Consider the following 21,979-nt stretch of genomic DNA (forward strand, 5'->3'; position numbering starts at 1 on the left):
AAACAGGAGGCGTGAAACGTGAGAAAGATCGGAATCGTAGGAGGCGGGCAGGCCGGGTTTCATCTGGCATTCGGTTTGCTCGACCGCGGGCATGAGGTCACGGTGTATACGGACCGCACGCCGGATCAGCTGCTGGCGGGCAAGATCCCGAGCACCGCGTTTCTGTTCAACGAAACGCTGGACTGGGAGCGCCGCCTCGGCCTGAATTTCTGGGAGGACGTCGCACCTGCCGGCGAGGGGATGCTCGTCGATTTTCGGGAACCGTCCGGCGCAAGCGTGATGACGGTCAAGGGGCGGTTGCACGACCGGTCGGGGCAGGCGATCGACCAGCGCACGAAATTTGCGCGCTGGACCCAGGAATTCGAACGGCGCGGCGGCACGCTCGTGTTTCGAGCAGTCGATATCGACGAGCTGGACGATATCGCCGGCGCCAACGACCTGACATTGATCGCGTCCGGCAAGGGCGCGATCAATGCGCTGTTCGCGCGCGACGCCGTACGCAGCGCGCACGACAAGCCGCCACGCAATCTTGCGGCGATGCTGCTCAAGGGGCCGCAGATCGTCGGCGATCGTCCGTGGCCGAAGGCCGACTTCCGGCCGCTGCGGTTCAATTTCATTTTCGGTGTCGGCGAATTCTTCTCACTGCCGTTCTATTCGCATGCTGTCGGCGAATGCCGGAGCTTTCTGTTCGAAGCGCGTCCGGGTGGCGACATGGATCGCTTCCAGGCCGCGACGGACGGCAACGAACTGCTCGAAATCGCCCGCGGCGTGCTGCGCGACTTCGCGCCGGAGGACGCCAGCCTGCTCGACGATGCGCAGTTGACCGATCCGAACGCGTGGCTCAAGGGCGCGTTCACGCCGACCGTGCGCCATCCGGTCGGCCGCCTCGCATCCGGGCGCATCGTGATGGGCGTCGGCGACACGGTGTGCCTGAACGATCCGATTGCCGGTCAGGGGGCGAACAATGCATCGCGGATGGCGGATCATCTGATGAAAGCGATCGACGTGCACGGTCGCGAACCGTTCGACGCCGACTGGATGCAGCAGACCTTCGACACGTTCTGGGACGAGTCGGCCCGCTATACGACGGCCTTCACGAATGCGCTGCTCGAACCGCCGGGCGACGCGGTGATGCACGTGTTGCGCGCGGCGTCGACCCAGCGGGCGGTGGCGGATGACTTCGTGCGCTGCTTCCAGCGCCCGCGCGAGTTCTGGCCGTGGATCGCCGATTTGCCCGAGGCGCAGCGCTTCGTCGCGGAGCGGGTGGCATGCGATGCGGCATGACCACGACATCGTCGAGCACGCGTGGCACCATCATCACGAGATTCCGCAGGCGCCAGGCGATTTCCGGCGCGCGCTCGGCTGCTTCGCGACGGGCGTGACGGTCGTCACGACGGTGGACGGCGACGGCCGCCGGATCGGCCTGACCGCGAACTCGTTTTCGTCGGTATCGATCGATCCGCCGCTGATCCTGTGGAGTCTGGCGCGCCGCTCGCCGAGCCTGAGCGCGTTCGAGCATTGCCGCTTCTTTGCGGTCAACGTGCTGGCCGGCTCGCAGCAGGCGATCTGCACACGCTTCGCAACGCCGATCGACGATCGCTTTTCCGGCGTCGATACGGTCGACGGGCAGGGCGGCGTGCCGCTGATCTCGGGCGCGCTCGCGCAGTTCGAATGCGAGAACGAGATCGTGCACGCGGGCGGCGACCACGCGATCTTCATCGGGCGCGTCAATCGTTTCCGCTGGCGTGAGCAGGTGCCGCTGGTGTTCTGCATGGGCGCGTTGCGCGAACTGGACACGAACCGGCAGGAACGCTGACATGAATCCATCGACAGTCTGGGGCATCGAAGGAAAAACCGCGATCGTCACGGGCGGCGCGACATTGATCGGCGCGGCGGTCGCGCGCGCACTCGGTAACGCCGGTGCGAACGTCGCCGTGGCGGACATCGACGTCGCGCGTGGTCGCGCGCTGGCCGATTCGCTGGGCGCGCGCGCGGCGTTCATCGAGACCGATCTCGCCGACGATGCGGCCATTCGTGGATGCGTGCACGCGACGCATGCGCGGTTCGGGCGGATCGACATGCTGGTCAATGTCGCGTGCGCGTATGTCGACGATGCGCTGTCGTCGACGCGCGCGCAGTGGCATGCGGCGTTCGACGTCAACGTGATCGGCGCGTGCCTGCTGTTGCAGGCTGCGCATCCGTTCATGTGCGAGGCGGGCGGCGGTGCGGTCGTGAACTTCGGTTCGACGAGCGCGTCCGCGGCGCAGGCAGGCCGCTGGCTGTATCCGGCCAGCAAGGCGGCGATCCTGCAACTGACGCGCAGCCAGGCGCTGGATCTGGCGCGCGACAATATCCGCGTGAATGCGGTGTCGCCGGGATGGACGTGGTCTGGCGTGCTCGACGCGATATCGGGCGGTGACAAGCACCGGACCAACGCGGTCGCGCGGAAATTCCACATGCTTGGCCGCATCGGAGAGCCGGAGGAGGTTGCCGACGCGGTGCTGTTCCTCGTCTCCGACAAGGCGTCGTTCATCACCGGCGCGAATCTGGCCGTCGACGGCGGCTATTCGGCGATGGGCCCCGAGCAGGGTTTGTCGCCGATCGGCGAACTGATGACGCCGGCCATCTGAACGGAAAGGGCGTCGGTCGGCGGTATCGCGACCGACGCCCTTTCTTCCTTTTCCGATATCAATCTCCCGATTCGCGGGCTGCGGGCCGTGCTTCCGCGCGGTATTTCAGCACGATGATCGTGACGGCGAGCAGCAGCACGACCGCATTGTTCAGCGCGACCGGCAATGCGCCGATCGCGATGCCGTAGTACAGCCACAGGCTGACGCCGGCGATGAAGCACGCGTACATCGTGTAGGAGATGTCGCGCGCGGAGCGCGAACGCCGGATCTTGACGACCTGAGGTACGAACGAAACGGTCGTCAGTATTCCTGCGACCAGGCCGACGGCATCGGTGAGGGTCATGGTGCGCCACCTGTAACGTGAAGGGAGCGGGTCAAAAGAACCGGTCGAAGTGCACTTGCGACATGGGTACGCCGTGCCGCGCGTGCAGCACGGCCTGCATCGCCTGGATCATCGGCGGCGGGCCGGCCATGTAGTACTCGTGGTCGGCAAGACGCGCACCGAGAACGTCCTCGACGTATTCGTGCACGAACCCGGTACGTCCCGACCAGCCATCGGCGCCGTCGGGCGACGAGACTGCGGGATGGAACACGAGATGTTCGCCGTAGCCGGGCAGCGCGCGCAGTTGCGCGTCGCCGCATACGTCGCGCGGCGTGCGTGCGCCATAGAAGAAATGCAGCCGGCGCGCGCCGAGCATGCCGGCGTGGGCCATGCCGCGTGCGATCGACAGCATCGGCGCGAGCCCCGAACCGCCTGCGACGCACACGACGTCGCGGGCCGGTTCCGGCCGCAGGAAGGCCATCCCGTACGGGCCGTCGAGCATCACGCGCTCGCCCGGCTTCACACGGTCGAACAGCGCCGCGGACCCGGCGCCACGCTCGACACGGCGCACCTGGAAATGCCAGTCGCCGTCGTCGTTCGGCAGGTTCGCCATCGAGTACGCGCGTGTGCCGGCGATGCCGGGCAGTTGCAGCGTCGCGAATTGTCCCGGACGAAAGACGGCGGGTGCATCGGTGCGGAAGCGGAACTCGCGGATGTCGTGCGTGACTTCGTCAGTCGCGATCAAGGTCGCGATCTGCTTGCGCGGCGGCTGCGCGGCGAGACAGGCATCGTCGAGCCGGACCTTGATGCGACAGTCGCTCGTCGGGCGGCACTGGCATGCCAGCTGGCGGCCTTTCGCGCGATCGCGTGCCGACAGCCCGGGCGCGTATTCCCACAGCACGTCGACGCTGCCTTCGAGCAATTCGAACTTGCAGGTTCCGCAGGCGCCCGCGGTGCATTCGTACGGCATGCCCAGGCCGGCCCGCAGGCCGGCGCCCAGCACCGTATCGTCGGGATCGCACGCAAAGCTGTGTGCCGATCCGTCGAGAAGAATCTCCGGCATGGGTCGTCCTCCGTCAATCGGCGATGCGCATGCCGACCGCGTCGTCTTCGACGACGACCGCATACGTCTTCAGATCGACGATGCAGGGCGCACCGACAGCCTTGCCGGTGCGAATGTCGAAGGCGCCCTGATGGAACGGACATTCGACGACGTCGCCGTCGATTTCGCCGTCGCACAGCGACGCTTCACCGTGCGTGCAGGTGTCGTCGGTCACATGAAACCGGCCGTCGAGGTTGAAGACCGCGACAGGCGCGTGGCCGGCGAGTTCGACGCGCTTTGCGCATCCATGCGGCACGTCCGACGTGCGGCAAAGAAAATGGATCGTATGTTCGGCTACCGTCATGATCGTGTTCCCTGGTTGTCGACGTCCATGAACCGGCGCGCGATGTCGCGCCGGTTCCGCTGCCTGCGGAACGTCATGGCTTCAGGGTACTGACGGCGGCGGGACGGGTAAATTGGATCGACTGCTTAACGAATACAGGTTTTCGCTTATCGCCGCCGCGCGCCGGCACGGCGCGCTATGCGCTACCGGCCGTGCGTTGCAGCATGACGTGGAAACGCGTGCCGGGCGCGCCTTCCGCACTCGTGACCCACAGATGTCCGCCATGCGTATCGACGATCGAGTGGCAAAGCGACAGCCCGAGCCCGAGGCCCGCGTGCTTGGTCGAGAAGAACGACGCGAAGATGCGGTCCGGACTCACGCGCGGCAGGCCGGGGCCGGTATCGGACACGGTGATCTGCACATTGCCGTTGGTGCGCCTCGCGACCGAGATGCGCAGTTCGCGGCGCTCGAGCGGGATGCCCGACATTGCCTCGATCCCGTTGACCGCCAGGTTGATCACGACTTGCTGGATCAGCACGTCGTCGCATTCGATTTCGCATGGCGCGTCGTCGAGTTCGTACGCGACCGTCACGTCGCTTTGCCGCGCGCGCAGCGCGATCAGGTCGGCGATGTCCCGCACCAGCGTGCGTACGTCGATCACCTGGCGCTGATAGGTCCGGTTGCACGTGAATTCGCGCACCTTGTTGATGATGCGGCCGGCTCGCTCGGCTTCGTGCTGCGCGAGCTCCAGTGCGTGCAGCAGATCGTCGGCCGAGAAATTGCCGGACTGGATGCGCCGGCGGCACCCCGCAACGAAGTTGACGATCGCGAAGAACGGCTGGTTCAGTTCGTGCGCGAGCGCGGTGGCCATCTCGCCGGTCGTCGAGATGCGCGAGATCCGGCTGAGTTCGAGTGCGCGGGCACGGGCGGTTTCCTCGGCCCGGACGCGTTCGGTGACGTCGCGGAAATTGACCAGGATCCCGTTGACGGCCGGATCGTCGAGCAGGTTCCGGCAGCGCGCCTCGTGGATTCGCCACGTGCCGTTGCGGTGCTGGATCCGGTAGCCGAGGTTGGCGCTCGCGCCCGGTGCCAGCGCGCGCAACGTATCGCGCACCGGTTCGACGTTTTCCGGCGCGATGAAGGCATAGACGGGCCGGCCGATCAGCGCCCGCGCGGAGACACCGAGCAGCGCATGGATCGACGGCCCGAGGAAGCGGACGATGCCGTCGGCGGACAGGATCGCGATGCCGTCCGATGAACGCTCGATCAGCTTGCGGTAATACCGCTCGCGTTCCTTGAGCGCGGCGTGCGCTTCCTTGCGCTCGGTGATGTCGCGCGCCATCGCGATCACGCGGTCGATCCCGTTCAGCGTGATGCGCTTCAGACTCACCTCGACCGGCGTTTCGCGGCCCTGCGCATTGCGGATCACCCATTCGAAGATCACGGTATCGCCGGAATCGCGCGCCTCCCACACGCGCCTCAGCCCGCCTTCGGTGTCGTACGGATAATGATTCCGGGTCAGCTCGCCGATCGACATCCCGCGCAATTCGTCGATCGTGTGCCCGTACATTTCGCATGCCTTGCGATTGGCCTCGAGGATTTCCCCGCTGTCCATGTCGTGGATCACCATGATGTCGTTCGCGTAGACGAAGACTTCCTGGTAGTTGGTCCGGCTCAATTGACTGACGGAATGCATGACGGGGCGCCCCGGGGAAATCCGGCTGTCAGCATAGCACCGCGACAGCGCGCGGCTCGCGTGCCGACAGGCCGTTAAGTGTTATCACCTAATGTGCTAATTGACCGACCGGATAACGGCCGGCACGCGATTTCCTTACGCTTGAGTGCACTGATCAACATGAAGCGGAAGACGTGGCGCGCAGTCCCGTTCCGCATTCGAGCGAGGAGACATTGATGAGCCATTCCCCTTCGGCCGAACCGCAGGACGTCGTCGAGGTCGGCACGTATACGCGCGGCGTCATCGGGCCGCGTCTGACCATGCTCGGCCCGGTCAGCAACGGCGGGCGCATCGTGACGGGTACGCCGCCCGGCTGCTGGGGGCCGATGATCACGCCGATCTTCCAGGGCGGGCACGAAGTCACGCAGCCGGTCGCCGTCGACGGCGCTGAAATCGGCGACGCCGTGGCACTGAAGATCCTGCGTTGCGACGTGACGTCGCTCGCGACGTCGTCGGGCGTGATGGCGTTCGTCGAAGGCCGCTACGTCGGCGACCCGTTCGTCGCGAAGCGGTGCACGACCTGCGGCACCGACAGTCCGCCGAGTCACGTCGAGGGCACCGGCGACGACGCGATCCACTGCAGCGTTTGCGGTGCCGAGGTCAATGCGTTCCGCTTCAGCCACGGCTACGTGATCGCGCTCGACCGCGAGCACCGCGTGTCGCTGACCGTCGACAAGGCGGCCGCGCAGCGTATCGCCGGGATGCCGGGGAAGATGGCGCGCCTGCCGGCGTCGTCCGAACAGCATTCGATCCTGTCGCTTGCGCGCGCCGACATGAGCGGGCTGGCGGCGCACATGCAGCCGTTTCTCGGCAACATCGGCACGATCCCGTCGGTCGACATGCCGGACTCGCACAACGCGGGCGATTTCGGCGCGTTCCTGATCGATGCGCCGCACGCGTTCGGCATGTCGCGCGAAACGCTCGATGCGAACAAGACCGACGGCCACATGGATACCAACAGCGTGCGCGAGGGCGCGATCCTGATCTGTCCCGTCAAAGTGCCGGGCGCCGGCGTGTACATGGGCGACATGCATGCCCAGCAAGGCAATGGCGAGATTGCCGGCCATGCGACCGACGTCGCGGGCGAGGTCGAGCTGCAGGTCGAAGTGATCAAGGGCCTGACGCTCGACGGGCCGATCCTGTTGCAGCGACCGGACGACCTGCCGCCGATGGCGCGGCCGATGACGGCGGCACAGCGCGCGCATGTCGCGGCGCTCGCGGAACGCTACGGGCAGCGCGAGATCGAGGAGAACGCGCCGATCACCTTCATCGGCTCGGGAACCACGCTCAACGACGCGACGAAGAACGGTCTGCAGCGCGCGGCGAATGTCACGGGGCTGCCGTACGACGAGATCCTCAACCGCGCGACGATCGCGGGCTCGATCGAGATCAGCCGCCTGCCGGGCGTCGTGCGGGTCACGTTCCTGTGCCCGATGCCGATTCTCGAACGGATCGGCATCGCGCACCTGGCGCGTGCGCAATACGGACTCGACGGCGGCGCGCACCACCGGATCTGAACCGCGTGCGGGTCGACACAATAGAGGAAGGCGAATCAATTCATTGAGAGGAGCAGCGATGGACACCACCACCAATACCCTGAGATGGGCGGCCAAGTATCCGGAACTCGGCACGGAGCCGATTCCTGTCGAACCTTGCGTATCGCCGGCATTCTACGAACGCGAAAAGGAGCGCGTGTTTTCGAAGACCTGGCTGAAGGTCGGGCGCATCGAGGACATTCCGAAGGTCGGCGACTACAAGGTCAAGAAGATCCATTTCGCAAAGACGTCGGTGATCCTGATGCACGGCAAGGACGGCAGGATCCGCGGCTTTCACAACACCTGCTCGCACCGCGGCAACAAGGTCGTCGTCGAGCACGGCGAGGAGACCTTCGGCCGCAACAAGGCGGCGGTCGTCACGTGCCGGTTCCACGGCTGGGTCTACGACGGCCAGGGCAAGCTCGTGCAGGTGCCCGAGGAAGAGCGCTTTCCGTCGTGCTTCGACAAGGCGTCGAGCGGGCTGACGCCGGTCCATACGGAGGTGTGGGAGGGCTTCATCTTCATCAACCTGGCCGCAGAGCCGGAGCGCTCGCTGCCCGACTATCTCGGCGGCCTCGGGCATCATCTCGCGGGTTATCCGTTTCACGAGATGAGCCGGTGCTTCAGCTACAACACGGTGCTCGACTGCAACTGGAAGATCGCGCTCGACGCATTCTCCGAGGCCTATCACGTGTCGACCATCCACGCCGGCTCGTTTCCGAACGTGTTTTCGAGCGGGCTGACCGACGTCGCGCTGTTCGACGAGCATCGCACGACCGGCATTTGCCTGACGCTCAATGCCACGCCGACGCCGGTCGCCGGTATCGCCAACGACATCACGGGCGCGTCGCTGGTCGCGCAACGCGGCTCGTCGATGCTGCCGCCGGGCGTGAACCCCGAGCGCCGCGGCGACTTCTCGTTCGAACTGAGCGTCGTGTTCCCGAACATCCTGATCCACATCTCCGAGGGTATCTGGTTCACCCATCAGTTCTGGCCGCTGTCGCACGACAAGACGCTGTGGGAGGGCAAGTACTACGTGAAGCCGCCGAAGACCAACAGCGAGCGCTGGGCCGTCGAGTTCGCCCAGGTGCTGCAGCGCAACGCGTGGCTCGAGGATACGGCGACGATGGAGGATACGCATGCCGCGCTTGCGTCCGGCGCGAAGCAGCACATGTTCCTGCAGGACGAGGAAATTCTGCTGCGACACGGGTACAAGGTTCTCGAACACTACATGGAACAATGACGGAGACGCACGCAATGGACAATCTGCTTCCGAAGGAATTCGACATGCTCGAGCCGCTCGTCGCGGCGTGGGCCCTCCCGACCCAGAACGAACGGCAGCAGCGCCGCATCGGGTCGTCGCGCGGCGAGCTGCGCTACTTCTACGACAACATGCTGCCCCGGTTGCCATCGATCCTGACGTACCTCGACCGCTATCCGATCGGCGAATTGCCCGCGGACGCCGCGCGATTGCTCGCGCTGGCGCTGTCGCTCGCCGAGGTCGCACCGCACATCGAACTGTATGGCGGCGATCCCAAGGTGCCGTACAGCTTCGATGAAGCGCGCTTCGTCGCGGAGCACGGCGACGCACGGCTCTGAACTGCCGAAGCCTGCCCGGTGTCCGGCTGGACATCGGGCGCATTCCTGCAAGGAGACCGGCCGATGGCCGCATCGACACTCGCTCGGCGCATTGCACGGCTCGAGGCCATCGCCGAGGTCGGCCAGCTCGTCGGCCGCTACGCATATGGGGCCGACCGCCGCAACGATGCGGCGTTGATGGCGCCGCTCTTCAGTCGCGACGCGGTGTGGGAGGCCAACGGCTTCGGGCGTCACGAGGGCCGCGACGTCATTACGGAGCAACTCGCGCGAATCGGCAGCGAGCAGATCGTCTGGAGCCTGCATTACATGACCGCGCCGGTGATCGAGATCGACGAGACGCTGCTGAGCGGGCGATGCCGATGGCATTTGTGGGAGCTGGCGCAGATCCGCCAGGGCCGTGACGATGCCGAGCCGCCGGCCGCCCACTGGATCGGCGGCGAGTATGACAGCCGTGTCGCGATCGACGAAGGGCGGTGGCGCTTCCGGCATGTGTTGCTCGATCTGCGCCTCATCCATCGGCACGATGCAGCGTGGTTGCCTCGTCCGTCCTCCTGACCCGGTCGGCTGTGCCGCGACGACAGGGCGCTTCATCCGGCCGCGTGCAGACGCGGCTTTTTTTCGTGCGGCGCGGCACCGCTCGACCGTCACATCGAATCGGAAGACAAATAAGTATTCCCATCTAGTTTCTTACGTGCGCGACCGAATGTCGGCGGCAATTTCGGCTTCTTAACTTGGAGTCGATGCGAATTCGCCGAATTCGTGATCGGGATGGCCCGTGCGTCGATGCATCGGGCCGGCCGTTTCCGGCAAGCGTCTGCAGGCATGACTCGAACTACCGAAACCACGGGAGACACACAGTGAAGAAAACCGGATGGATGGCGATGGCCGTCATGGGCGTACCGCTGGTGGCCGCCGCACAAAGCAGCGTCACGTTGTACGGCGTGCTGGATGCCGGCGTGACCTTCATCAGCAATCAGGGCGGGAGCCGCAACACGGTGATGTCGACCGGGATGCAGGTTCCCAATCTGTTCGGCCTGCAAGGCAGCGAGGATCTGGGCGGCGGGCTCAAGGCGATCTTCAAGCTGGAAGGGCAATTCGGCCTCGAGAACGGCCAGTCGATCGGCGGCGGTGCGTTCGGCCGGCAGACGTATGCCGGACTGGCAAGCCCGTGGGGCACGCTGACGTTCGGCAACCAGTACGAGTTCATGTTCGAGTCGCTGTCCGCGAAGCGTCTCGGTCAGTCGCTCGGCTACGTCAGCCTGTACAACCTGCAGCAGGGGCCGTTCCAGGGGCTCGGCACGCCGTACGGCGGCCTCGATTTCAACCGCGTCGCCGGCGCGTTCCGGGTCGCCAATGCGGTGAAGTACGAGACCCCGGACTACCGCGGGCTCGATGCGGGCGTGATGTACGGCTTCGGCGGCGTCGCGGGCTCGTTCGGGACCGACAGTACGATCAGCGCGGGCATCAACTATGCGAACGGACCGCTCGGGCTGAATGCGGCCTACACCTATGCGAAGGATCCAACGATCAACAACGGACGCGACGGCATCCGCAACTGGGGGGTCGGCGGTCGATACACGATCGGCAAGCTGCAGCTCGATGCGATGTATACCAACACGCGCAACACGTTCAGCAACGCACACGTGGATGTGTATCAGGCCGGCATCGACTACATGTTTTCACCGTTCACGATCGTGCATGGCGACTATCAGTACATGAAGGGCAACGCGAAACTCGGCAACAACAAGGCGCATCAGTTCGGCGTGACGCTCGACTACTGGCTGTCGAAGCGTACCGATATCTACACGAATCTCGTCTATCAGCGCGCGAGCGGAAACGCCGATGCGAACGCGTGGATATCCGGGCTGTCGGCGCCTGCCGCCGGCGGCAACCAGACGGCCGTGCGCATTGGCATGCGCCACCTTTTCTGAGCCTCGAGGACGTCATCATGCATAGCGAATCCAATCTCACTTCGCGTACCGACGATCATGCGCTGGAGGCCGTGCCCGACAACGAGCGCCAGAACTGGCTGCAGTTGTCGTGGAGTACCGCGGGCATCGTCACCACGCTGATCCAGTTGTTCGTCGGCGCGCTCGTCACGTTCGTCGCCGGCATCCGGATCGGGCTGCTCGCCGGCGTATTCGTGGCCATCGCCGGCGCGCTGCTCGGCTGGGGCGCCGGCCATATCGCGTACCGCACCGGGCTGTCGAGCACCGTGCTGTCGCGCCAGCACGGCCTCGGGCCGCGCGGCTCGGCACTGCTCGCGCTCGTGTTCGGCTTCATGATCACCGGATTCATCGCCCTCGAAAACGCACTGCTCTACAAGGGCTTCCTGTTCTACCTCGACCGGCCCGACACGCTGGAAATGCGCATCGTCGTGTATGGCGCGTTGTCGGTCGCATGGATCCTGCTGACGGCCTTCGGTTTCAGGCTGGTTGCACGCGTGTCGTCACTGGCGCTGCTCGCGTTCGTCGCCGTGCTCGTCTACATGATGGTGGAGGTCATCACCGGGTCCGGACAATCGTGGGCGTCGGTCACGCAGTTCGGCGCGCAGATGCCGATGGACGCGCTGCGCGCACTCGGGGCGGACACCGACGCCGGCAAGTTCAGTTTCTGCGTGAACGTGATGATCGGATCGGCCGGCGCGCTGGCGCTGATCGACGCCGATCTCGGGCGCTATGCGAAATCGTCGCGCGACATCGCGATTGCCGCGGTGATCGGCAACCTGTTCATGGATGTCGTGATGGTTGCCGTCGGCGGGATCGTGATGTACGCGGGCATGGACCAGATCGTCGCCCATCACATGAAGGCCGGTGGCATGACCGAGGCGGCCGCGCGGACGCTCGCGCTGCAAAGTCCCGACAGCGTCGCCGTCGCGTTCATCGTGTTCGGCGGCTTGCTCGGCACGTTGCTGATGGTGTTCGCCCAGTCGAAGGCGCAGGTGCTCAATACGTACAGCGCGTCGCTTTCGCTGACCAATCTCGCGGACGTGCTGTTCGACTGGCGGCCGGGCCGGCTGACGTTCGTCGTGCTGGCCAACGTGCTGGCCTGCCTGATGCTCGTCGGTTCGATCCTCACCTGGTTCAACTCGTTCATCACGGTGCTGGGCGTGCTGACCACCGGCTTCGCCGGGATCATCATCGCCGACTATCTGCTCGTCGGCCGCCTGTCGGGTTTCTCGGCGCCGCCGGCCGAGGAGATCAACTGGGCCGGCGTCGTGACGGTCGGGGCGGGGTTCGTGCTGGCGCACTACGTGCTGGAACGGGTCGTGCCGATCGAGTTCTTTACGTCGCTGATCACGTCGTTCGTGTTGTATCCGGTGCTGCGCGTCGGCATGCTCAAGCGCATGAAACTGGTGCGCGGGCAGATCGAGGGCTGACCGGTACGGCATCCGGCTTGCGCCTGTGCCGATGCACGGGCGCAGGCCGGATCGGCCGCAGATCACTCTTCGTGCTGCGTCGTGCCGCGCATCCCGAGCCGCACGAGTTCGGCGAGCGACGTTGCGCCGAGCTTCTCGCGGATGTGTGCGCGATGCACTTCGACCGTCTTGTAGCTGATGTTCAGTTCGGCGGCGATCACTTTTGATGCCTTGCCCTCGATCAGCAGGTCGAACACCTCGCGTTCGCGTGCCGACAACTGCTTGAGCAGATCTTGCGTCTGGTTGTCCGCCTGGGCCTGCCGGTATTCGCGCAGGCCCACCTTCAGCGCATCGGCGACCTTGTCGATCAGATCCTGGTCGTTATAAGGCTTTTCAAGAAAATCGTAGGCGCCGCCCTTCATCGCGCGAACGGTCATCGGGATGTCGCCATGCGCGGTCAGGAAGATGATCGGAAGCCGGAATCCGGCGGCGCGCATGCTTTCCTGCAATTCGAATCCGCCCATGTACGGCATGCGAATGTCGAGCAGCAGGCAGCCGGGGATCTCCGGATCGGCGCCGGACAGAAATTCGCGCCCGTTCGAGAACACGTCCACCCGGTGTCCGACCGATTCGAGCAGCCAGCGCAGCGACACGCGTACCGCTTCGTCGTCGTCCACGACGTAGATTCTGGGCTCGGGGTCGCGAAGAGGGGAACTCGATCGACGGCTGTCCATGTGCGCTTCCTGTGTCGGTGCTGCTTTTTCGGTAAAGTGGGGCGGGTAGTTCGATATCCTGATTCAGGACTGAAATCGCGCCACGAACCTGTCGCGGTCCGCTGGACGCAGTTGGGTTTCGGTGTGGGCACCGTGGAAATTCTATCGTCTCAATATTGACCGGGACAGCCGGGAAAGTCCTCACCGGTCGTGTGTATGCAGCAGGCGAGTCGGAATGCGGTGAGCCTGGTTGGAGGGGCATCGGCGAACCCGACGGCCGCATCACGCGCCGCGCGCAAGCGATTGCGGATGCGTGCAACAGCGCCGGCCTGACGATCACCGTCAGCGACAACATTGTCGGCACGGTGTGGGAAAAACTGCTCATCAACGTCGCGACGGGCGCGATCACGGGCATCACCCGCGTCACCTACGGCCAGCTCTACGACGAGCCCGTTTTGAAGGCCGCCTCGCTTGCGGCCATCGACGAAGCGATGACCGTCGCGAAAGCCGCCGGCATCACGCTTTCCATCGACAACGCCGAAGACGCCCGGAACATGGCCGCCGAGGGCCTTTCACCCGCATTCGAAACCTCGATGCTGCAAAGCCTCGAGAAGTCGTCGGTCACCGAAATCGACTTCGTCAACGGCGCGGTCGTGCGGTGGGGCGAACGGCATGAGCGCACCGAAAGCCTATCTCGAACACGTGCTCGGCATGACGATGCGAGAAATCGACGGCATGCGCGAGGCGCCGCGTCAGTACTGGACGCGGGGCGGTCTGCAGTTCATCAGCGCGCCGCGGCATGAAGGCACCGAAGGCCGGCTCGCGTATCCCGGCGTGATGTGCGAAGACATCGAAGCGGCGATCGCCGCCGCGCAAGCGTTTGGTGTCACCGAACTGCCGCAGGGACGCAACTGGTTGCGTCTGCCCGACGGGCTCGTCGTCGAACTCATCAATGAATACAATGAGGGCGTTGCGTTCGACAATACCGACGTGAACACGGTGGAGCTACCCGATCTGAAGCGGCTGCGACTCTTCGATCTGCTGTATGACGTGTGCAGCGTCACGCGCGCTGCCGAGCAGCTCGGATAGAACCAGTCCACGATCGGCATCTGGCTGGGGCGTTGCGCGAACCTCTGCAGAATCCGCTGTTCGTCCACACGCCGGGCGGGATGACGCCGGCGCCTCAGGCGGACGCGGTGATCGGACCGTGCAGGGAGATCCTGGAGTCGCTTCGCCGGTTTTTGGCGTGGGAGATTTCGTTCGATCCGGCCACGGCGAAGCGCCGCTTTCACATTTGCATGACCGATGCGAGTCACATCACGCTGCTGCCGAGCATGCTGGCCCACGTGCGTGCGCATGCGCCGGGCATTCGGCTGGAGGCCGCGAGAATCGATGGAAGCACGGAGTGCGCGCTCGAATCCGTCGTGGCCGATTTGTTCTAGAACAGAGGTTAGTATCGTGAGGCGATCGCGCGGCCTCCTGGAGGCTTGATCGGGCGCGCGACAGCCGCGAGGTGACGGCGATTAATGGATTGGCGGCTGCCGGTCGACGCCGTGTATGCGGCCGGTCGAAAAAAGAATCCAACTCCCGAGGCCCGGCGGGCTGTTGCGAGGGCAATAGTGGCGGCCCTCGCGTCATGCATTTGGATTCCTCATGACTCGCGTATTACAGGCGCTGTGTTTGATCTGCGCCTGACTCGATGAATTCAAGCCAAGGAGGATCGACGTCCGGTTAAAATCGCGGCGTCTATCCATGAGCACGGTACCGATAACCCAATCGGTGCGACTGTCTGAAAAGTGTATGGCCATCGAACCCGAGGATCTTCTACCGCATTTTGAGCGTGAGTTAGGTCTGCTGCGCCGCTCGACGCGCGCATTCGCCGACCTTTACCCAAAAATCGCAGCTCGCCTTGCGATGTCCGGCGAGCACTCGGATGACCCGCACGTTGAACGGCTGCTGCAATCGTTCGCGTTGATGTCCGCCCGGCACGACATCCGGCTCGAGGATGAGGTGCCGGAGTTTACGCACGCATTGATTGACACGATCCACGGCGCTTTCCTGCGGCCGTTTCCATCGTGTGCGATGGCCCAGTTTCGCGGGAACCGCGACGGCAAGCTGACTGAGCCGCGGCTGGTTCCACGCGGTACGCCATTGGTCGCACCGAATTCCCGACTGGTGTTCTGCACCGCCGCCGACGTTACGCTGGTGCCGTTGACCATCTCTGCCGTACGTTACGCGACGTCGACCGTCGCGCCGATGCAAGCGCCACTGCCGCCTGACACCACTGGCATTCTGTCTTTCACCCTCGAACTCACTTCACCGTCAGTCCAGTTCGCCATCGCGCCGGACATGCTGCGGCTGCATTTGGCGGGAGAGCGGGAGGTCGCAGCCGCGCTTGCCGACGGCGTGCTGATGCACTCGGCGCGCGCCTTCATTGAACTGGACGACAACGGACGGTGGAACCGAGTGGACATGCCGCTGGCGGCCGCAGGATTCGATGATGCGGATACGCTGCTCCCGCCGCCTCGCGACAACACGATTGCGCCGTTTCATCTGCTGATGGAATATGGCGGCTTTCCTGCCCGATTCGACAGCCTCGATCTGAACCTGGCACGGTTGAAACGGTTGGCGGCTGGCGCGCGTCGGATCACGGTGCATTTGGCGCTCGCCGGTATCCATCCCGATTCGCGTCGTGCTCAACGATTGGCCGTAGCGTCGGCCGACAATCTCCGGTTGTTTTGCACGCCCGTCGTCAACCTGTTCTCGAGCAACGCCGAACCGATCGAAACGAAGGCTGGGTTGGCGTATTACGGCTTGAAACCGTTTTCGCTCAAGTCCGCCGGTACAACCGAGGTCTGGTCGGTCGATCAGGTTCGCTTGACGACCGCTGAGGGCGGCGCAATTCTGCCGCCCTTCGAATCTCTCCAGCATGCGCTTGACGCAGTGCCAGGCCTGTATTGGGTCGTCTTGCGAGACGAAGCCCGGCGCGCGCCGAAACCGCCAGCCGAACCACCCAAACCCGGGCAGGAAGCAACGCACGAACGGGCAACTGGAGCCAACCGCAGCGCCTGGCTTGGCTTGGAGCTCGCGCTCGTGAACGCCCACGGCGAGCCTGTCGATCCTGCCGCTCAGCACCGGCTCGACATCGTGCTGTCTTGCACGAATGGCAATTTGGCCGCCATGCGCGAGCGGCAACTGGCCGTGCGCGATGGGGACACCGTTGACGAGATCGAGTTGCTGGATCAACCAAGCGCCAGTCCCGCGCCGGTTTTTCGTCGAGGTGAACTCTGGGAATTGCTGTCATGGCTGGTTCCGCAGGCAGTACGGTTGAATGCCGATAGCCTCACGAAGGTCAAGCAGCTGTGCACCCGTTTCGGAATGTTTGCTCCTGACGGCGGGCGCCGATTCGATGCGCTGCTATCTCTCTCAGCGGAGCGGGTTCGGCGCTGGATGCCGGGAAAACCTGCTTCAGCGTTCGTGCAGGGACTGGAGATCCGGCTCGTGATTGACGAGCAGCGTTTCGTCCAATTCAGTCTCGACGGTTTGGGACGCGTGATGGATCGACTTTTTTCTCCGTACGTGCCAGTTACCAGCTTCGTACAGATCGTGTTGGTCTCCGGCGAGACGGGGGCGGTGTTGCGACGTGGTGAACCTTGCACGGGTAGCCAGCCGCTTACTTGACAGTCGATTGATGGACAGGTCAGGCGATGGAAAGGGAATTGTAAAGAAATTGCAGGTATCTTTCGTTCGCAAACGTTTTGTCCTACAGTAGCGGGGCCTCGCGCTGGTGTGCCAGTTGGGGACAGGACCTGAGACGAGAATAAAGGGAATTCAAATGAGTTTCGCCCCGAATGGCGGTATTCCGGCCGGTTCCGGCGGGAATCTGTTGGGCTCGCTGAGCGCGCTCGGTGGCCTTGCCGGGCCGGTTGCGTCCACGGTTGCAGGCCAGATCGGCCCGCTCGCCGGCGTCGCCAGTCATATCGACACCGTGCAACGCGCCGTCCAGCTTGCGCAGACCGGCTTCTCGCTGATGAACAAAACGCCGGCCGCGATTGCGGAGGCGCTTAACAATGCGGCCGGCGGCACCGCTCGACTGACTCAGCTAAATCGATACGTTACCATCGACACGCCACTCGGTTCGGACGTGCTGCTGGTCAGCACCGCGGTCATCGACGAGCACGTAAATCGGTTGCCGGAAATCCACCTCGATTTGCTGTCGCACCAGCATGATCTTGCGCCTGATGACCTGATCGGCCAACCGATCAAGATTCGCTTCGACCAGAGCGCACGGCAGTCGACACTGGAACGCATCGTCTCGTCAGGCGGCGCCGACGGCATCCGCTACTTCGACGGCTACGTCACGTCGTTCGACCGGGCCGGCAACCCGGGTAAAGTGACTCAATATCAAATGACGGTGGCGCCGTGGTTCTGGTTTCTGACGCGCTCGACCGACTGCCGGATTTTCCAGAACAAGACCGCTCAGGACATTCTCACCGAGATTTTCCAGGATCACGGGTTCACCGATTTCGAGTTCGACATTCGGACCGCGCAGAAGCCGCTCGAATACATCGTGATGTACCAGGAGTCGTATTACAACTTCTGTGCTCGGCTGATGGAGCAGGAAGGCCTGATCTGGACGCACCGCTACGAGAAGGAAAAGCACTTCCTTGTCATCGGCGATACGAATTTCGTTTTCCGCCCGATCGACGGGTTGGCCAATTTGCCGTATGCAGCCACCGCAGCGAGCGAAGACAACGGTATCGACCAGTTGCACGAAGGGCGACGCTTTGGCGTCGGCAAGATCGCCTTTCGTGACTTCAATCACCAGAACCCGTCGTCGCCGTTGATGCTGGCCCAGGCCGAGCCGGAGAATCTCCGGCATGCGGGACTCGAGACAACGGAGCGTTTCGAACACCAGTCGTTGTTCGACCACGGCGATGATGGCGATCGCTACGCACGCATTGCGATGCAGGCGGAAGAAGCGAGCGCGCATCGCTATACGGGAAGCGGCTATGCATGGCGGATGACGTCTGCAGGCAGCGTGACGGTGACGAACCATCCTGTCATGGCCAATAATCAGGAATACGCAATTCTGCACGTTCGTCACGAAGCGGTGAACGACTACACGGAACACAGCGCAAAACTGCCGTACCGCAATACATTTGGGCTGCTCCCGAAGAAGTTTCCGTATCGTTCGCCCAGAAATACCCCGAAGCCCGTCATTCATGGCACGCAGTCGGCAATTGTAGTCGGCCCGAAGGGCGAAGAAATTCATACGAACGGGAGTGCCGTGAAGGTGCACTTCCTGTGGGATCGCCGCGGCAAGCTGGACGGCTCGGATTCGATGTGGATCCGTGTATCCCAACCGTGGGCGGGTGACGGGTGGGGCGCGGCCGCGATTCCACGGATCAACCAGGAGGTCTTGGTCGCGTTTAATCAGGGGGACCCCGACAATCCGGTCATTGTGGGCCGTGTCTACAACGGCGAGCAGGGCAATCCTTACCACGGCGCCGCCGGGCAGACGATGGGGATCAAGAGCCAGACGCACAAGGGCGCGGGCTCGAACGAACTGCGGTTCTCCGACGTGAACGGTGCCCAGGAAGTTTTTCTGCATGCGCAGAAAGACATGAACACGCTCATCAAGGATGCGGAAACGCACACGGTCGAAGCCGGCGCGCGCACGGTGTCGCTGCTCAAGGGCAGCGAGACGAAGCAGATCGCGCAGGGCGGGTTGAAGGAAACCATCGCGCTGACTCGCGACACCACGGCGAACGTGATCAACACGAAGGCCATCTCGAGCAAGGCCGGGCCCGGCATGCAAAGCCATCAGGCGAGCGACGGCATCGAGCATCGTGTGGGGGACGGCGTCGTGACGATGACGCCGGACAGCATCAAGCTGACATTCGGTCCGTCAACGATCGTCATCAACGCGAACGGCATCTACCTCGACGGACCGGTCATCCATCTGAATCGCGGCAGTGCGCAGTCCGCCGAACAGGCGCTCGCGCTCGAGTGGGCGGCCGAGCAGGCGACGATCGCGAAGGGGCTGGCGAGCCCCGATCCCGCGACGCGTGCGGCGGCGGCCAAGCTGGCGAGCTCGCTGAAGGCGCAGCAACTGGCGAAGCTCGCGGATCACGTGTATCACCCGAACGATCCGCCGCCGACCGGGTGGAAGATGGCGTCCAACGATCCGGAAGCGTTGAAGGCGTTCGGCCTCAAGCCGAGCGATTTCGAGAAAAGCGGCAGCAACTTCGGGTCGCAGATGTATGTCCCGGATCCGAATGTCTTCGGCGACAGCATGAAGCCGACGGTTGCGTTCAAGGGGACGCAGCAGCTCTTCGGCGAAGACATGAGCAACAACATGGCGCAAGGGCTTGGCGCGGACGCGCCGTATTATCGCAATGCGGTCACGATCGGGAAGAACATCGAGACCACCGGCGCGTCGTCCGGCGTCGATTTCACCGGACATTCGCTAGGTGGCGGCCTGGCGTCCGCTGCAGCCGAGGCCAGCGGCGGTTCCGCCGTGACCTTCAATGCCGCCGGCCTCAATCCGGAGACCGTCGCGCAATACGGCGGGACCGCCCAGGCGGCCAACATCACGGCCTATCGCGTTGACGGCGATATCCTGACCGGGCTGCAAGAAGGCCGACTCGGGCCGATCAGCGACGGTACGGCGGCGCTGATGCCCAAGGCGGTTGGCAGCCCCGTTACGCTCGATGGCGAGAGCGTGACCACGGTCGGCCGTCACCTGATGGGTGACGTGACGAACGGGATCAACCAGCAGGTCGCGAAGGATCAACTCGACCTCGTCTCCCAACTGAATTCATCTCACTGATGCGATACAAAAAAACATTTGCCGCCGGCGCGCTTGCCGCACTCGTTGGAGTGACCTCGCCGCTTTGGTGGCCCACTCAAGCCCAAGGGACGAACATGACCGGCTTCAAACGTTACGCACCGGAAGATTTCTTTTCGGGGCAGCAACTCACGTTGGCTCAGGCCATTCATGACGGCGATCTTGCCCGTGTGCAGCAACTCGCACCGAAGACGGACCTGAATGCGCCGGGCGCGAAGAATACGACGCTGCTGTCGTATGCCGTGCAGGAAATCGTTCCGGTCAAGAACGATGCGTCGAATCCGCGCTACCAGATCATTTCCGTACTCCTGAAGAATGGTGCCGATCCCAAGGTGCCGGTCGGCGCCAACGGCGGATCGGTCGCCGATGTTGCGCTGCGCGCCGACACGCCGAACCTGCTGCGCGTGCTGCTGAACAGCGGGCTCGATCCCAACTGGCTGTACAACGGCGACACGCCGATGATTTTCGCGGTGTCCGAGAACAGGCTGCTGCCGCAGTTGAAGTTGCTGATCGAGCACAAGGCGAACGTGAATGCCCGCGACTCGCTGGGCAAGACGGCGCTCTTCGAGGCGACGATGATCCAGCAATGGGACGTTGTCGACTATCTGCTCGCGCACGGCGCGGATCCGAAGATCGCCAGCCAACTCGGCATATCGTACGGGTGGGTGTTGCAGAACGAGTTGAAGAACCACACCACCGCGGATTCGCCTGCACGCACGCGCATCGAGGAGATCCGCCGCAAGATCGTTTCGGCCGGCGCGCCGTGGCCGCCGCTGGACCCGAAGGCGCAACGCGCGGCGATGCGGGCGCGTGGCGAAAAGGTCGTGACGCCGGCCGGCCAGACCGATTGATCGCGCGGTCCGACAATGACGCGCGCCTTTGACTCGACGCCGCGTGTCAGGCGAGAGACGGTTCTCGGCGTGTCCGGAGTGCTGTACGTCCTCTCGCTGATGACGCCGGCGATGTATTTCGAAAAGGAAGCGCCGCTGAGCGGGATGTCGGTGCTCGTCCAGGGATGGTGGGGGCTGTTCATGTTGAATCCTGCATGGCTCGCCAATCCGCTCTATATGGTCGCGGCCGTTCAGCTCGTGCGAAACCGATACGCCCGCGCAAGCATGTTCTCGGCTGCGGCGCTCGCATGCGCACTGTGTTCGCTGTTCACGACGAAGTGGTACTTCAACGAAGCGGACGCGACGCCGATTTCCAGCTTCGGGATTGCGTTTTACGCGTGGTTCATCGCGCAGCTCGTGTTGCTGCTGGGCAGTTTGCGTTTGCGCCGGGAAACCACCGCCGCGCTGCCGGACAAATGATCATCGGCGAACGTGGCGCCGATTTCGACAATTTCCAATTTCAACGAACGACGAGAGAACCAGCATGACGGATTCCGAAAACCGTATCCGGATTCACGAAGGCAGCATCATTCTGCCGGACGGTTTCGAGGATCGCACGACCAACCTCTTCGTGCCGGCTGATACAACCGCGCAGCCCAACCTCAGTGTTGCGCGCGATTGGCTCAAGGAGGGCGAGACCCTGGCGGCGTATGTCGATCGCCAGATCGCATTGCTCAAATCGCGGTTGCAGGGCCATCGGGTGCTTTCCCGTCAGGTCGAGCGTCTTGGACCTGAAATCGATGGTATGCCGGGTGAGCGCATCGATGCCGCATATCGGAACGGCCCGAAGACGGTGTTTCAACGGCAGGGTGCGTTCATCGTCACCCCGGGGCGCGTGCTGATCTTTACCGCATCGAGCGCGAAAAGCTTCGGTGCAACGCTCGATGCACTGTGGCGCAACTGGCTCGACGGCTACCGCCCGGCCGAACAAGAGTCGGCGTAACAACAGAAAAGGACAA

At 63.9% G+C, this 21,979-nt stretch carries 19 protein-coding genes and 3 pseudogenes; 17 read left to right on the plus strand and 5 right to left on the minus strand.

The features are described 5' to 3' along the window. Positions 1-18: 18 nt before the first annotated feature. Genes BME24068_RS07350 through BME24068_RS07360 form a run of 3 tightly spaced genes read left to right on the plus strand, consistent with a single transcriptional unit; the run spans position 19 to position 2,630 of the window. Positions 19-1,284: a styrene monooxygenase/indole monooxygenase family protein gene (locus BME24068_RS07350; RefSeq protein ID WP_174925619.1), complete on the plus strand. Its 1,266-nt coding sequence runs from the start codon at positions 19-21 to the stop codon at positions 1,282-1,284. Then, the gene (locus BME24068_RS07355) at positions 1,274-1,816 is read left to right on the plus strand and encodes a flavin reductase family protein (RefSeq protein WP_096504756.1); all 543 of its coding nucleotides are present in this window, start codon (positions 1,274-1,276) and stop codon (positions 1,814-1,816) included. The genes BME24068_RS07350 and BME24068_RS07355 overlap by 11 nt, the downstream gene beginning before the upstream one ends. A gap of 1 nt (position 1,817) precedes the next feature. Further along, positions 1,818-2,630: an SDR family oxidoreductase gene (locus BME24068_RS07360; RefSeq protein ID WP_096504754.1), complete on the plus strand. Its 813-nt coding sequence runs from the start codon at positions 1,818-1,820 to the stop codon at positions 2,628-2,630. A gap of 58 nt (positions 2,631-2,688) precedes the next feature. On the opposite strand, the gene BME24068_RS07365 is transcribed toward BME24068_RS07360, so the two are convergent. The 4 genes from BME24068_RS07365 to BME24068_RS07380 form a co-directional block, all read right to left on the minus strand. Then, complete coding sequence (locus BME24068_RS07365) at positions 2,689-2,973, minus strand: SemiSWEET transporter (RefSeq protein ID WP_096504752.1); 285 nt, start codon at positions 2,971-2,973, stop codon at positions 2,689-2,691. Positions 2,974-3,004: 31 nt separating this feature from the next. Next, the gene (locus BME24068_RS07370; protein WP_174925620.1) at positions 3,005-4,015 is read right to left on the minus strand and encodes a 2Fe-2S iron-sulfur cluster-binding protein; all 1,011 of its coding nucleotides are present in this window, start codon (positions 4,013-4,015) and stop codon (positions 3,005-3,007) included. Between the two features lie 13 nt (positions 4,016-4,028). Then, entirely contained in the window at positions 4,029-4,358 is a 330-nt protein-coding gene (locus tag BME24068_RS07375; protein ID WP_174925621.1) for a non-heme iron oxygenase ferredoxin subunit, read from the minus strand. Positions 4,359-4,533: 175 nt separating this feature from the next. Next, complete coding sequence (locus BME24068_RS07380; RefSeq protein WP_174925622.1) at positions 4,534-6,033, minus strand: PAS domain S-box protein; 1,500 nt, start codon at positions 6,031-6,033, stop codon at positions 4,534-4,536. A 215-nt stretch (positions 6,034-6,248) separates the two neighbouring features. Here BME24068_RS07380 and BME24068_RS07385 point away from each other — a divergent pair, with 215 nt between their 5' ends. The 6 genes from BME24068_RS07385 to BME24068_RS07410 all read left to right on the plus strand — a co-directional run bounded on the left by BME24068_RS07385 (position 6,249) and on the right by BME24068_RS07410 (position 12,585). Beyond that, the gene (locus tag BME24068_RS07385) at positions 6,249-7,589 is read left to right on the plus strand and encodes an acetamidase/formamidase family protein (RefSeq protein WP_174925623.1); all 1,341 of its coding nucleotides are present in this window, start codon (positions 6,249-6,251) and stop codon (positions 7,587-7,589) included. 58 nt (positions 7,590-7,647) lie between these two features. Further along, positions 7,648-8,850 carry an aromatic ring-hydroxylating oxygenase subunit alpha gene (locus tag BME24068_RS07390; RefSeq protein WP_174925624.1) on the plus strand — a complete coding sequence of 401 codons (1,203 nt, stop codon included), beginning with the start codon at positions 7,648-7,650 and terminating at the stop codon, positions 8,848-8,850. A 14-nt stretch (positions 8,851-8,864) separates the two neighbouring features. Next, the gene (locus tag BME24068_RS07395) at positions 8,865-9,206 is read left to right on the plus strand and encodes a hypothetical protein (RefSeq protein WP_096504740.1); all 342 of its coding nucleotides are present in this window, start codon (positions 8,865-8,867) and stop codon (positions 9,204-9,206) included. Positions 9,207-9,269: 63 nt separating this feature from the next. Further along, a complete protein-coding gene (locus BME24068_RS07400) occupies positions 9,270-9,761 on the plus strand; it encodes a nuclear transport factor 2 family protein (protein ID WP_096504738.1) in 492 nt (163 codons plus the stop codon). A 302-nt stretch (positions 9,762-10,063) separates the two neighbouring features. Next, positions 10,064-11,137: a porin gene (locus tag BME24068_RS07405; protein ID WP_244110684.1), complete on the plus strand. Its 1,074-nt coding sequence runs from the start codon at positions 10,064-10,066 to the stop codon at positions 11,135-11,137. 17 nt (positions 11,138-11,154) lie between these two features. Then, complete coding sequence (locus BME24068_RS07410; protein ID WP_174925625.1) at positions 11,155-12,585, plus strand: purine-cytosine permease family protein; 1,431 nt, start codon at positions 11,155-11,157, stop codon at positions 12,583-12,585. A gap of 62 nt (positions 12,586-12,647) precedes the next feature. On the opposite strand, the gene BME24068_RS07415 is transcribed toward BME24068_RS07410, so the two are convergent. Then, complete coding sequence (locus tag BME24068_RS07415) at positions 12,648-13,298, minus strand: response regulator transcription factor (protein WP_096504732.1); 651 nt, start codon at positions 13,296-13,298, stop codon at positions 12,648-12,650. Positions 13,299-13,465: 167 nt separating this feature from the next. Between BME24068_RS07415 and BME24068_RS34915 the strand changes: the two are divergent. From BME24068_RS34915 to BME24068_RS07455, 8 genes and pseudogenes are all read left to right on the plus strand, one after another. Then, positions 13,466-13,948, plus strand: a pseudogene (locus tag BME24068_RS34915) (ketopantoate reductase family protein); the annotation flags it as partial. A gap of 1 nt (position 13,949) precedes the next feature. Beyond that, positions 13,950-14,228: pseudogene (locus tag BME24068_RS07425) on the plus strand (VOC family protein); the annotation flags it as partial. Positions 14,229-14,267: 39 nt separating this feature from the next. Further along, positions 14,268-14,713 (plus strand): annotated as a pseudogene (locus tag BME24068_RS07430) (LysR family transcriptional regulator); the annotation flags it as partial. A 364-nt stretch (positions 14,714-15,077) separates the two neighbouring features. Beyond that, positions 15,078-16,958: a type VI secretion system baseplate subunit TssF gene (gene tssF, locus BME24068_RS07435; protein WP_174925626.1), complete on the plus strand. Its 1,881-nt coding sequence runs from the start codon at positions 15,078-15,080 to the stop codon at positions 16,956-16,958. Between the two features lie 154 nt (positions 16,959-17,112). Then, complete coding sequence (locus tag BME24068_RS07440; protein ID WP_174925627.1) at positions 17,113-20,112, plus strand: type VI secretion system Vgr family protein; 3,000 nt, start codon at positions 17,113-17,115, stop codon at positions 20,110-20,112. Beyond that, positions 20,112-20,981, plus strand: coding sequence for an ankyrin repeat domain-containing protein (locus tag BME24068_RS07445; protein ID WP_174925628.1), 870 nt, complete (start codon positions 20,112-20,114; stop codon positions 20,979-20,981). Before BME24068_RS07440 ends, BME24068_RS07445 begins: the two co-directional genes overlap by 1 nt. Before the next feature lie 15 nt (positions 20,982-20,996). Continuing rightward, on the plus strand, positions 20,997-21,440 hold the full coding sequence (locus tag BME24068_RS07450; protein WP_174925629.1) for a hypothetical protein: 444 nt from the start codon (positions 20,997-20,999) through the stop codon (positions 21,438-21,440). 64 nt (positions 21,441-21,504) lie between these two features. Continuing rightward, on the plus strand, positions 21,505-21,963 hold the full coding sequence (locus tag BME24068_RS07455; RefSeq protein ID WP_174925630.1) for a DUF1795 domain-containing protein: 459 nt from the start codon (positions 21,505-21,507) through the stop codon (positions 21,961-21,963). Positions 21,964-21,979: the final 16 nt, after the last annotated feature.

Origin of the sequence: Burkholderia anthina, assembly GCF_902498995.1 — a bacterium.
Classification (GTDB): Bacteria; Pseudomonadota; Gammaproteobacteria; order Burkholderiales; family Burkholderiaceae; genus Burkholderia; species Burkholderia anthina.

What these genes read in the sequence shown, in the direction of transcription:
- BME24068_RS07385 (WP_174925623.1), top strand. Translation starts at nt 6,249, where the DNA reads ATGAGCCATTCCCCTTCGGCCGAACCGCAGGACGTCGTCGAGGTCGGC.
- tssF (WP_174925626.1), top strand. Translation starts at nt 15,078, where the DNA reads ATGGCCATCGAACCCGAGGATCTTCTACCGCATTTTGAGCGTGAGTTA.
- BME24068_RS07370 (WP_174925620.1), bottom strand. Translation starts at nt 4,015, where the DNA reads ATGCCGGAGATTCTTCTCGACGGATCGGCACACAGCTTTGCGTGCGAT.
- BME24068_RS07445 (WP_174925628.1), top strand. Translation starts at nt 20,112, where the DNA reads ATGCGATACAAAAAAACATTTGCCGCCGGCGCGCTTGCCGCACTCGTT.
- BME24068_RS07415 (WP_096504732.1), bottom strand. Translation starts at nt 13,298, where the DNA reads ATGGACAGCCGTCGATCGAGTTCCCCTCTTCGCGACCCCGAGCCCAGA.
- BME24068_RS07365 (WP_096504752.1), bottom strand. Translation starts at nt 2,973, where the DNA reads ATGACCCTCACCGATGCCGTCGGCCTGGTCGCAGGAATACTGACGACC.
- BME24068_RS07380 (WP_174925622.1), bottom strand. Translation starts at nt 6,033, where the DNA reads ATGCATTCCGTCAGTCAATTGAGCCGGACCAACTACCAGGAAGTCTTC.
- BME24068_RS07455 (WP_174925630.1), top strand. Translation starts at nt 21,505, where the DNA reads ATGACGGATTCCGAAAACCGTATCCGGATTCACGAAGGCAGCATCATT.
- BME24068_RS07390 (WP_174925624.1), top strand. Translation starts at nt 7,648, where the DNA reads ATGGACACCACCACCAATACCCTGAGATGGGCGGCCAAGTATCCGGAA.
- BME24068_RS07440 (WP_174925627.1), top strand. Translation starts at nt 17,113, where the DNA reads ATGAGTTTCGCCCCGAATGGCGGTATTCCGGCCGGTTCCGGCGGGAAT.
- BME24068_RS07410 (WP_174925625.1), top strand. Translation starts at nt 11,155, where the DNA reads ATGCATAGCGAATCCAATCTCACTTCGCGTACCGACGATCATGCGCTG.
- BME24068_RS07400 (WP_096504738.1), top strand. Translation starts at nt 9,270, where the DNA reads ATGGCCGCATCGACACTCGCTCGGCGCATTGCACGGCTCGAGGCCATC.
- BME24068_RS07395 (WP_096504740.1), top strand. Translation starts at nt 8,865, where the DNA reads ATGGACAATCTGCTTCCGAAGGAATTCGACATGCTCGAGCCGCTCGTC.
- BME24068_RS07450 (WP_174925629.1), top strand. Translation starts at nt 20,997, where the DNA reads ATGACGCGCGCCTTTGACTCGACGCCGCGTGTCAGGCGAGAGACGGTT.
- BME24068_RS07355 (WP_096504756.1), top strand. Translation starts at nt 1,274, where the DNA reads ATGCGGCATGACCACGACATCGTCGAGCACGCGTGGCACCATCATCAC.
- BME24068_RS07375 (WP_174925621.1), bottom strand. Translation starts at nt 4,358, where the DNA reads ATGACGGTAGCCGAACATACGATCCATTTTCTTTGCCGCACGTCGGAC.
- BME24068_RS07360 (WP_096504754.1), top strand. Translation starts at nt 1,818, where the DNA reads ATGAATCCATCGACAGTCTGGGGCATCGAAGGAAAAACCGCGATCGTC.